We start from the raw sequence: 11,939 nt of genomic DNA, 5'->3' as shown, positions 1-11,939 counted from the left end.
CACATCCACAGGCATATTATTGGTCCCCCCGCCGTCAACCAGCCAGCGACCATCAATATCGTAAGGCGGTAGCGCACCAGGAACCGACATACTGGCCATCATTGCATCGACCAAGTAGCCTTTATCTAATACCACGGGCTGCATTTCAATAATATCGGTCGCGACCGCTCGATACGGGATAACCAAATCATCAAATGAGTCTAGTTTCGCGAGGTTACCTGAGGTTTCACGCAAAATACGCAGCATACTTTGCCCTTGAACCACGCCCCGAGGCGCACGAATACCATCCCAGCCAAAACCTAAATCAGTGGTTAATTGATAACGGTCTTCATACTCTTTATCACGAACTCGTCGCTGACTACGGCTGACACGATCACGATACCCCAATTGCCAATCGACACTATAGATAACGCTTTCAATTTCTTCAGCATCCATTCCCGTAGCATAGAGCCCTGCAACATACGCTCCCATGCTAGTGCCAAGTACAATATCTACTGGTACTTTCATTTCTTCTAGCGCTTTAATCACGCCCATGTGAGCGGCACCTTTAGCTCCCCCACCAGCAAGAACAAGAGCGATAACCGGACGAGAATGACTTAATGCTATGGGTTGAATACGTTCATCCTGCGCCCAAGAAAAGCAAGATAAAGTGATGCTTATCATTCCTATAATCCCGAATCGCCCACCTCTCACATCGAATTCCTCTCGTCCTTTCCAATCAACTCACTATAAACGTGCCCAGCTACCATCGAAAGATGTTTTTCAACCATTCTTTGGGGCGATTCTCACACTGTTGTTTTAAATTGCCTGACTTATCCCAAACTGGCAAAGTAAAGTGACTATCGCAATCGAGTACAAATGCCCCAGACGGAGTGGCGCTGAAACCAAAAGTACTGACTCCCTGTGGCCAAGGGAGCAATAATTGTTCAGGAATCCGATGCTGTAAGTATTCAGCATACACTCGTAGCGCCCCACTCGATCCCGTTAATTGCGTTGGTTGATTATCATCTCGACCAAGCCAAATGGTGGTTACTTCTCGCCCATCAACACCAACAAACCAACTGTCACGACGATCACTACTGGTTCCCGTTTTTCCCGCTAAGGAAGCCCAAGCAAATTGCTGATTCAAGTAACGCCCTGTCCCTTGCTTTACCCCTTGTTTCATCGCGTAAGTCGTCAACCATGCCGCTTGCTGATCTACAACCTGAGAGGCTTTAGGAATCGATTGATAAAGCACATTGCCTTGAAGATCCAATACCGATCGAAGGGCAGACAGCGGGGCTTTTTTACCAGCATTGGTGATCGTCTGATACATCTGAGCGACTTGATAAGGTGTTAACGAAAACGATCCTAAAAACATAGATGGAACCGGACGAATTTCATGCCGATTAACCCCCAATTGCTGCAATGTATTAGACACCGCATCAATGCCTAATGACATTCCCAACTGCACGGTAGGAACATTCAATGATTGAGCGAGAGCTTGATATAACGGTACCTCACCTCGATATTGCCGATCAAAATTACGAGGAGTCCATACTGTGCCCCCACTGCCTTTTAAGCTGATCGGTTTATCGATTAAAGTGCTCGCAAGGTGATATTTATCTGGCTGGGCTAATGCGGTCAGGTAAACCGCAGGTTTAACCAGCGATCCGATTGGACGGCTAGCATTTAAGGCTCGGTTAAAACCATCGTATCCGGTGCGTTTTCCACCGACCATGGCGCGAATTTCACCACTGGAACGATCCACGGCAATCGCCGCCGCTTCTAATTGGTGACCCGCTTTTGGCGCAAGTATTGAAACTTGGTGAGAAATAGCTTGTTCTAGTTTTTCCTGGGATACGGGATCTAATGAGGTAAAGACTCGCAGCCCTTTGTCGGTTTCAAATCGTGTTCCTACTTTTTGTTTTAGCTCAATGGCGAGTTGTTGGAAATAAGCCGGTTGTCGACTGGCGATATGTGGATGTTTCTGAACATCCAATGGACGAGAAACAGCCTGTTCATACTGCTTAGCAGTTAGAATATTTTGTTCCAGCATTAATTTTAATACTAAATCACGTCGCTCTTTGGCTCGCTCAGGATAACGTGCCGGTTGGTAATAAGATGGCCCTTTCACCATCCCCACTAACAAAGCAAGCTGATCAATTCTTAGCTCTGGTAGCGGTTGGCCAAAATAGAGCCGAGAGGCGAGCCCAAAACCATGGATAGCCTCTTTGCCATTTTGACCAAGATAAACTTCGTTAAGGTAAGCTTCTAAAATACGATCTTTGCTATAGCGGTAATCAATAATTAAGGCGATATAGGCTTCGCGCAATTTACGCCATAACGTCCGTTCACTGGATAAAAAGATATTCTTCGCCAACTGCTGCGTCAGAGTGCTTCCCCCTTGAACGGTGCGTCCCGCTTTTAGATTGGCCAACATCGCTCGCGCTATCGAAAAAGGAGAAATACCATCATGCTGGTAAAAGTAGCGATCTTCCGTGGCTAATAGGGCATCCACCATCACTTCCGGAAATTGTTCGCGCCGTAAAAAGAGCCGTTGTTCAATCACATCTTTTTCTAACATACCGAGCATTTTCGGGTCGAGACGTAGATAGCCGAGCTGGCCTCGTTGCTCAAGTGATTGAATGCGGAGTAATGAGTGTTGGTCAAAAGATAACATGACATGGCGATCCGGTTCAGGGCCATCAGAAAATTCAAATGGGCGACGGATCAACTCAATTTTGCTTGACGATGCCGAATACTCACCGGGGAAACGGGGCTGAGCCACTTTACGATAATTCAAGACATCGAGCTCATTACGAACTTCTGGCAAGGTAATTTTATCACCCGGCTGTAAGGTTAAAATTCGCGCATAAACCACAGTCGGCAAATCGAATAGCTGGCCATCAAAGCGTTGTTTCACAACACTATTTAAGTACAATCCACTCACAAGCAACACAGCCGAAAACGCTAATGATCCTTTCCAAAACACGCCCCATAAACGTAATCCCCATGAGGTTTTTTTAGGTTTTGAGGGGGCCTTTTTTCTACTGCTTGGCCGCTTGGTCGGTGTTTTTTTCTTGGTCATGATTTTAAGTGCCGTTTTGTTTTTGTTGTCGCACAGTGGCTGGCCGGATCATCGGGCCAAACATGTTTAGGATAGCGGCCTTTCATCTCTTTCTGCACATCACGATAGGCCCCTTGCCAGAAACTGGCTAAGTCCCGCGTCACCTGCAAAGGTCGTTGAGCAGGAGATAATAATTCCATCACCAACCCCACTCGTCCTTTCGCTATCAATGGTGAGTGTTGCTCACCAAATACCTCTTGCATTCGAACGGAAAGCACCGGATCACTCGCAGGCTGATAACGGATTTTCTTGCGATTTCCTGTCGGTAATTGATAATGCGTCGGTAACCATTCATCCAACTGCTGGTTGAGTGGCCAAGCCACATAAGCCACTAAAGCGTCTAAAACCGAGACTTGATGCAAATCTTTTACCGTGCGAAGACCGATTAAATAAGAGCCCAACCATTGTTCCAAGGCGCTTAACAATCCATCCTCACTCATATCAGGCCAGTTTTCCTCGGGTAACCATTCACTGGCACAACGAACTCTCGCTAACCACTCTTGACTCTCAGTATTCCAATTCAATACCGAAAGTCCATTACGTTGGACATAATTCAGCAAAGCTTGCGTCATTTTTTCTAAGCTGGGTTCAGCCAAAGCACGACGACGAACCATCAAATGCCCGATGCGCAGTTGACATTCCGCAACTAAGCGCCCTTGCTTCTCATCCCAATCGACCCACTCTTGCTCAGAAAAGAGCGATGGTATTTCGGTAGCTAGGGAGTCTATCTCAAGCGATAATGCTGAAAATATCTGACTTGATTGCTGTTGGCTACGCATTAAATCAACGGCCAATAAATAGCCTTGGCTGGCTAACGGATGGGTTTCATGCACAAAAGCACCATGTCCATTCGCCAGTAAATAATGCCCATACTGCCCTCGTTGCTGAGCAATTCGGTCAGAAAAAGCAAAGCAAGCTGCCACCGCCATACACTCACTGTCAACCTGATTGAGTGAAAATTGGCTGTGTAATGTGTGCGCCAATGCCTTGGCACGTTGCGCCATCAACTTGCTTTTATGATGTATCCCCTGCTGCCAACGATGTAAACTGTGCTGTAAATCCAAGACCTGATATTCTGGCTCTTCCATTAAGGCAGCCAATGCCAAGGCTGAATTTAAATATCTCGCCCCTTTTTCTTTGGCCCAAAGCAACATAGCAGCTATACGAGGTTCAATCCCTAAACAATGGGCAGCTTGTCCCTTTGCGGTTAACTGACCTCGTTCATCAATCAGTTGTAATGTGCGTAATAGATCACGCGCCTGTTCTAGAGCGGCGCGAGGCGGTACATTTAACCAGTTAAGCTCATCGGCTTGTTGTGTGCCCCATTGTGCTAATTCCAGCGCTAACGCAGTCAGATCACTATGTAAAATCTCAGGTTCCGGAACCCATGGCTGTTGATTAAATTGTGCTTCACTATATAGGCGAACACATAACCCGGCTTCCAATCGACCGGCTCGTCCCGCTCTTTGCTCGGCAGAAGATTGTGCGATGCGTACTTGCTCTAAACGAGTAATGCCGGTTTTAGGATCAAAACGGGCGCGACGCTCCCAACCACTGTCGACCACCAATCGAATCCCTTCAATAGTCAGTGACGTTTCAGCAATATTGGTGGCCAAAACCACTTTACGACGCCCAGAGGGAGATGGAGCAATTGCTTGTTGCTGGATAGAAAAAGGTAATTGACCATATAAAGGACACACATCAATCGCTTCAGGCAGATCGCTCAATCGCTCTTGCAATTGACGAATCGCTCCACTGCCCGGTAAAAAGGCCAATAGCGATCCAGCTTGTTGAGCCAATAAACTCCGGATCTGATGCTCGACGGCATAAACTAGGCCATGTGCATCTTGCATCGGTTGGTAGTGGATCGCGACCGGATAACTACGACCTAAAGATTCAATAGCGTGCGCTTGTGGTAACAGTGTCTGCAATGCTTGTTGATCTAACGTCGCAGACATCACTACAATGGTGAGAGTTTCCCGTAACGCCATCTGTATATCTAAGCTTAATGCGAGTGCCATATCGGCATGCAGATTTCGCTCATGAAACTCATCGAAGATCAAAATATCAATCCCAGTTAGCTCAGGATCGTGTTGAATCATCCGAGTCAAAATTCCTTCCGTGACGATCTCCAATCGCGTCTGAGCGCTCACTTTACTTTCCCCTCGAATCCGATAGCCGACACTTTCGCCAACCTTCTCACCCAATTGCTGGGCTAAATAACGAGCAATATTACGCACCGCTAATCGTCGAGGTTCCAGCATCACGATCTTCCCCTTCACATTCGAAGAACGAAGCAACGCTAACGGAAGTTGTGTTGATTTACCCGCTCCGGGAGGGGCTTTAAGAATCACTTGAGGTGAATGTTGTATCGCCATTAGTAACTCTGGGATCACAACATCAATAGGTAGATCTGACAACATGACATCCTTTCTAAACTGAGCGCCACATTGTACATAAGAAGTTTAGAGAATAAATAGCCTGTCGATCGCTTATCTCTGGGGACTTTTGACCTTTCGAGCCGATTTTCGCAGCCGTTTGTGGCTTCTTTATGCAAGGCAGAGGCTTTGAAATGTCATTACTCTACCTGAAAAGCCGCTCCCCGACGCGAGGCTTCTCTGAAATCACGGCTCAGAATATCCATGATCAAGAAGGTAACGTGACAGGCGTTTCAAAATGATCGGGTTTTAACGCTAATATCGAACAATGTAACTGGCTAATCAGCTCTTCAGAGGTATTACCAATTAACATGCCGCTGATCCCGGTTCGAGAAAGCGTTCCCATCACCACTAAATCGATCTCATGTGCAGCAATTAAAGGAGGAAGCACAGCCACCGGCTTTCCTTGCGGTAAATGAATCAGTGGCTGACTAAACCCTGCTGTCTGTGTCATGAATGGCTGAATAAGTTGCTCTATTTGTTGATAACGGTGTTGCTGCTCATCTTGCCACATTCGTGCTTCCGTCTGTTTATTGCCATCTCCCCAAATGCTAACAAATCCAGCGTAGGGGATATCCCATGCATTAGCGATGTGCAGCTGCGCAAATTCCCCTAATGCAAGCTGAACCGCCATTTGGCAGATTTTTTCATTCAAATGATTGTGCTGTTCAAACACTCCGAAATCGATCGTGGCAAGAATATTTTTATAGCCCGATAATGGAAAGTTGGGCTTGGTTAACAGCAAAGGGCATGGGCATTTTCTTAATAAATGAACATCATTACTGCCAAATAAACTCGCACTCCAATGCGGGTTTTCAGCTTCTTTAATGACTAAATCAACTGATTCTCTCAACACAGTGCGAATCACTTCTAAATAAACTTTTCCCGTGACTAAGTGCACTTGTACTGAACGTTCAAACGACAATGTTTGACAACATTGGGTAATTTTATCCCTTTGAAACGCTAAGATATTACGTTCAATTTCATCAACCTTCTCAAACTCGTGATTATCTTTTTCAAGCACATAAATAATCGACAGTTTCGCTTGAGAGTTCTTGGCCCAATGAACAGCATGAGCCAAAGCCTGTTGATCAGACGATTCAGTATAAACATATAACACATGGTTAAAAGGATACATCATGCCTCCCACTCCAGCCTATTCATCACTAGCAACCTTGGACTGTGTCATAAATTTTGTCCAGCCACTATCTTGAGGATTGTAGGACATTCCACGCTATTGTGATTAAATTTACTTTTCGTACGATGTTTGACAGGCCATACCATGCAATTTGATCCCCCATTGAAAAAAGCGACCTTAATCCGCCGCTATAAACGCTTTCTTGCCGATGTCACGCTGGATAACGGCGAGCAATGTACGATTCATTGCGCCAATACCGGAGCCATGACTGGCTGCGCCGAAGTAGGAAATACCGTCTGGTATTCCACCTCGCAAAACCCTAAACGGAAATACCCTCATAGCTGGGAACTGACAGAAAACCACATGGGTCAGCGTATTTGTGTCAACACGGCTCGAGCCAATGCCTTGGCCGTTGAGGCCATTCATGATGGGACTATAAAAGAATTGCAGGGATATCAACAACAACTGACGGAAGTAAAATACGGGCAAGAAAATAGCCGAATTGATATCTTGCTCACCACACCACAACGACCAAATTGCTATATAGAAGTAAAAAGTGTCACGTTACTGGATGAGTGCGCTTTCACCGGTGACGGCCAGAGGCCCTTGCTTGGTCAAGGTTATTTCCCTGATACTGTCACCACGCGTGGGCAAAAACATTTGCGCGAATTAGCCCAAATGGCCCAAAATGGGAGCAGAGCCGTACTTTTATTTACAGTTTTACATTCAGGGATTGAAAAAGTCTCCGTCGCTCACCATATAGATGCGAACTATTCACAATTATTAACAATGGCTCAAGAAGCTGGAGTTGAAGTACTGTGCTACAAAGCACAGCTTTCAGAACAAGAAATCCGATTAATTTCGCCAATAGAATTTGTACATTCATGATAAAAAATGATGTCGCCTTCACATTGACGATAACTTTACGATTCAGTGTTTGCCTCGCTCACTTCTTTTTGCTATAGATACCCGCCTTAAATTAACTGCTCTCGCAGTTGACTAGGTGTTAGTAGGAGATGCTGTATGACAGAATCCAAAAAGAAAACGCTAGGCATCCTAGCCATTGCAGGTGTTGAGCCGTATCAAGAAAAAGCCGGTGAAGAGTATATGTCACCGGATCAGATCGCTCACTTTACCAAAATCTTAGAAGCTTGGCGTAACCAGCTAAGGGAAGAGGTTAATCGCACAGTCAATCATATGCAGGATGAAGCGGCAAACTTTCCCGATCCGGTGGATCGCGCATCTCAGGAAGAAGAATTTAGCCTGGAACTGCGTAATCGAGATCGTGAACGTCGTCTCATCAAGAAAATTGAGAAGACTTTAGATAAGATCAAAGAAGACGACTTCGGATTCTGCGAATCTTGTGGCGTGGAAATTGGTGTTCGTCGCTTAGAGGCTCGCCCAACAGCCGACCTCTGTATCGATTGTAAAACACTGGCTGAGATTAAAGAAAAACAGATGATGGGTTAACCTGTTCTATCATCATAGTCAATCAACAAAAAGGGAGCAAACCGCTCCCTTTTTGCTTGTATTACAGGTTACAATCCCTGTGCTTTCGATGAGTTAGCCTTATTTTTTCATTGAATTTGATTGTGACAACTATGCATTATATTGGTCGTTTTGCTCCATCGCCTTCTGGCCCATTACATTTTGGCTCACTAATCGCAGCACTAGGCAGCTATTTTCAGGCTCGCAGTCAACAAGGCCAATGGGTTGTGCGCATTGAAGATCTCGATCCCCCCAGAGAAATGCCCGGCTCTGCACAATGGATTTTACAGGCACTAGAAGCTTATCAATTAACGTGGGATGGCGATGTTGTTTATCAGAGTCAACGTCATGAGCTATATCAAGCTCAAATAGAGACATGGCTACAATCTGGACAAGCTTACTATTGTCAGTGTACACGTAAGCAAGTAAAACAAACGGGGGGATACTATCTCGGTACTTGCCGCCATTTAGCATTGCATCAAACCTCAGGTTGTGCGATTCGTTTTCGGATGGATCATCCGATCTATTCGTTCATCGATCTGAAACAGGGAGAAATTACCATCCCCAAGGCCCTAGCAGAAGAAGATTTCATCATCAAAAGGCGAGATGGACTGTTTGCTTATAACCTTGCTGTGGTAATTGACGATATTCAACAAGGCGTGACACAAGTGGTTCGAGGAGCTGATTTAATTGAACCCACTGGGCGACAAATCAGCCTGTATCACTGCTTGCAGCAAAAGCCCGTTAGTTACTTACATTTGCCATTGGCGATGGATGGTAATGGAAATAAACTATCCAAACAAAACCATGCAAAGGCGATTAATATTGACCAGCCAAAACCAACATTAATTCGAGCGATGGCGTTTTTAGGCTTTGATATACCGAAAGATTTTATGGATGCCCGAGTCGAAGAAATGATCGCTTGGGGCATCAAGAACTGGCAGATAACACGATTGCCGCAAGAGATAGAGATCACACCGTGATTCTCAAAAGGCGCTGTGTACGCTATTATTAGCCGAAATTTCGGCCCATTTAAGCCAAAAAGGTGCACCACAACGCTTGAATAGCCAACACCAATCATTGTCAGATGCACATGAATAATAATGAACTAAAATCACGCAAACCTCATACTTATCCTGAGCTAGCGTTAAATATCATCACTCGCCAAGAGCATAAAATCTCACGGCAGTCGATCAGTGAAAACGCACTCAAAGTCCTTTATCGATTACACGGAGCGGGCTTTGAAGCGTATTTAGTGGGAGGTGGCGTCAGAGACTTACTGCTCGGCGCGACTCCAAAAGATTTTGATATCGCCACCAATGCAACCCCAGAGCAAGTGCGTCAACTCTTTCGTAATTGCCGGTTGATTGGACGACGCTTCCGTCTTGCCCATATAATGTTTGGCCGAGATATTGTTGAAGTCGCCACCTTCCGAGGCCATCATCAAGAAATCAACCAACAGATTGCCGCTCAATCAGAAGCGGGGATGTTATTGCGCGATAACGTGTACGGTACGATTGATGAAGATGCCGAGCGTCGTGATTTCACCATCAATGCGATGTATTACAACATCGCTGATTACAGTATTCATGACTACGCTGGTGGTATGGAAGATCTCGAAGATAAACTGGTTCGTCTTATTGGCGATCCGGAAACACGCTATCGAGAAGATCCTGTCCGCATGTTACGAGCGATTCGCTTCGCCGTTAAGCTTGATTTTGATATCGAAGAAGATACCGCCGCTCCTATTGAACAATTAGCGCCGCTATTACGAGACATTCCTTCCGCGCGTCTCTACGAAGAGTCGTTAAAAATGCTACAAACAGGTTATGGTTTAGAAACCTATCACCTGATGAGAGAATACAACCTATTTCAACAACTGTTTCCACAAGTGGCTGAGCATTTTACCGAAGATGACTCATCACTGACGGAACAAATGATCGACTTAGCTCTAGACTCGACCGATATTCGCATTGAAGAAGGCAAACGAATTAACCCAGCCTTTATGTTTGCCGCTTTCTTTTGGTATCCAATGATTAAGCTGGCCGAACAGATCATGGAGACGCATCAATATAATTTTTATGATGCGGTGATGGAAGCGAGCAATAAAACGCTCGACCAAGTGGTTAAATCGATTGCGATTCCACGCCGTCATACCACAACGATCCGCGAAATTTGGCAAATGCAACTTCGTTTGCCTCGTCGGACTGGCAAACGAGCTTTCCGCCTACTTGAATTAAATAAATTCCGAGCTGGATTCGACTTTCTGGAAATGCGGGGAGAAATTGAAGGTGGAGAAGTCAAACAGTTAGCGAATTGGTGGCAGACTTTCCAAAATGCTGGACGCAATATGCGCCAAGCCATGGTCGCTGACTTAGGTAACAGCGCTGAAAACAATAAATCAGGCCCACGCCGTCGTAAGCCCTCAACTCGTAAACGCAAGCCGAAAGGTAAAAGTGCATGATTACGGCCTATATTGCTGTCGGGAGCAATCTTGGCGATCCGGTCAAGCAAGCAAAACAAGCGATTGAGGCTTTAAAAAAACTCCCTCAATCCCAATTTATTGCTGCATCATCATTGTATTCCAGTACGCCAATGGGGCCCCAAGATCAGCCTGATTATATCAATGCTGTTGTTGCTATTGATACGCAATTAAGCCCGCTTGAACTGCTCGATTGCACTCAAGCTATTGAACAGCAACAAGGGCGTGTACGTAAAACTGAGCGCTGGGGGCCAAGAACACTTGATTTAGACATCATACTCTACGGGCAACAAGTGATAGATAGTGAACGATTAACTGTACCGCATTATGGGATGAACGTGCGCGAATTTGTCCTTTATCCGCTGTATGAAATTGCCCCAAACTTACAGTTTCCCGATGGAACTAAGCTAAGTGATCAACTTAACCAAGTGGCACAGAATGGGCTTAGTATTTGGCCGTCACCCACGGCAAGTAAGGATATCGAATGAAAAAAATCACCATTAATGATCTGATGAAATGGAAACAGGAAGGTCGAAAATTTCCCACCTCGACCGCCTATGACGCCAGTTTTGCTCAATTGTTTGAAAGCCAAGAGATGCCGGTATTATTGGTGGGTGACTCATTGGGAATGGTTCTCCAAGGGCAGACCGATACGCTCCCCGTCACAGTCGAAGAGATGGCCTATCATACTCGCTGCGTACGTGCCGGTAGTCCTAACTGTCTCCTAATGGCTGATATGCCTTTTATGAGCTATGCAACGCCAGAGCAAGCCTGTGAAAATGCTGCCACCTTGATTAGAGCTGGAGCCAATATGGTGAAAATCGAGGGAGGAGATTGGCTGGTTGATACGGTAAAAATGCTGACCGAGCGAGCGGTTCCTGTTTGTGCTCACCTGGGTTTAACCCCACAATCGGTCAATATTTTTGGTGGCTATAAAATTCAAGGTCGTGAACAAGAGAAAGCCGATCGTATGGTGAAAGATGCCATCGCCTTACAAGATGCTGGGGCACAAATCATCTTATTAGAATGTGTACCCGCGAGCCTTGCTAATCGAATCACTGAGTTACTTGATGTCCCAGTGATTGGTATTGGTGCAGGCAATGGCACAGATGGACAAATTCTAGTGATGCACGATATGTTTGGTATTTCGGCCAACTACATGCCAAAATTCTCGAAAGATTTTCTCGCAGAAACTGGTGATATGCGCCAAGCTGTCGCCCAATATATGGCCGATGTTCGCAGCGGCGCATTCCCAGATGATGCACATACTATTGCCTAAAGGAG

10 protein-coding genes are annotated in these 11,939 nt (G+C 45.7%); 6 read left to right on the top strand and 4 right to left on the bottom strand.

Annotated features, from left to right (window positions below; genetic code table 11):
• The 4 genes from B7C60_RS17815 to B7C60_RS04395 all read right to left on the bottom strand — a co-directional run.
• On the bottom strand, positions 1–663 hold a 663-nt coding region (locus B7C60_RS17815), incomplete at its 3' end, for a patatin-like phospholipase family protein (protein WP_245868530.1).
• 79 nt (positions 664–742) lie between these two features.
• Positions 743–3,070 carry a penicillin-binding protein 1B gene (mrcB, locus tag B7C60_RS04405; RefSeq protein WP_099610603.1) on the bottom strand — a complete coding sequence of 776 codons (2,328 nt, stop codon included), beginning with the start codon at positions 3,068–3,070 and terminating at the stop codon, positions 743–745.
• Positions 3,067–5,529 (bottom strand): ATP-dependent helicase HrpB, encoded by a 2,463-nt coding sequence (gene hrpB, locus B7C60_RS04400; protein ID WP_099610686.1) that lies wholly within the window; start codon positions 5,527–5,529, stop codon positions 3,067–3,069. The genes mrcB and hrpB overlap by 4 nt, the downstream gene beginning before the upstream one ends.
• A 226-nt stretch (positions 5,530–5,755) precedes the next feature.
• Entirely contained in the window at positions 5,756–6,688 is a 933-nt protein-coding gene (locus B7C60_RS04395; RefSeq protein ID WP_099610602.1) for a universal stress protein, read from the bottom strand.
• A 141-nt stretch (positions 6,689–6,829) separates the two neighbouring features.
• Between B7C60_RS04395 and sfsA the strand changes: the two genes are divergently transcribed.
• From sfsA to panB, 6 genes are all read left to right on the top strand, one after another.
• Entirely contained in the window at positions 6,830–7,573 is a 744-nt protein-coding gene (gene sfsA / locus B7C60_RS04390) for a DNA/RNA nuclease SfsA (protein ID WP_099610601.1), read from the top strand.
• Positions 7,574–7,708: 135 nt separating this feature from the next.
• The gene (dksA, locus tag B7C60_RS04385) at positions 7,709–8,155 is read left to right on the top strand and encodes an RNA polymerase-binding protein DksA (RefSeq protein ID WP_099610600.1); all 447 of its coding nucleotides are present in this window, start codon (positions 7,709–7,711) and stop codon (positions 8,153–8,155) included.
• Positions 8,156–8,286: 131 nt separating this feature from the next.
• A complete protein-coding gene (gluQRS, locus tag B7C60_RS04380; protein ID WP_099610599.1) occupies positions 8,287–9,156 on the top strand; it encodes a tRNA glutamyl-Q(34) synthetase GluQRS in 870 nt (289 codons plus the stop codon).
• A gap of 104 nt (positions 9,157–9,260) precedes the next feature.
• On the top strand, positions 9,261–10,637 hold the full coding sequence (pcnB, locus tag B7C60_RS04375; protein ID WP_425445494.1) for a polynucleotide adenylyltransferase PcnB: 1,377 nt from the start codon (positions 9,261–9,263) through the stop codon (positions 10,635–10,637).
• On the top strand, positions 10,634–11,143 hold the full coding sequence (folK, locus tag B7C60_RS04370) for a 2-amino-4-hydroxy-6-hydroxymethyldihydropteridine diphosphokinase (protein WP_099610597.1): 510 nt from the start codon (positions 10,634–10,636) through the stop codon (positions 11,141–11,143). The genes pcnB and folK overlap by 4 nt, the downstream gene beginning before the upstream one ends.
• Positions 11,140–11,934 carry a 3-methyl-2-oxobutanoate hydroxymethyltransferase gene (gene panB, locus B7C60_RS04365; protein WP_099610596.1) on the top strand — a complete coding sequence of 265 codons (795 nt, stop codon included), beginning with the start codon at positions 11,140–11,142 and terminating at the stop codon, positions 11,932–11,934. Before folK ends, panB begins: the two co-directional genes overlap by 4 nt.
• Positions 11,935–11,939 lie beyond the last annotated feature (5 nt).

This window comes from Vibrio fujianensis, assembly GCF_002749895.1.
In the GTDB taxonomy this organism is placed as follows: domain Bacteria; phylum Pseudomonadota; class Gammaproteobacteria; order Enterobacterales; family Vibrionaceae; genus Vibrio; species Vibrio fujianensis.
The sequence above is the reverse complement of the archived record's forward strand: the minus strand, read 5'-3'. Positions and strand labels throughout refer to the sequence as shown.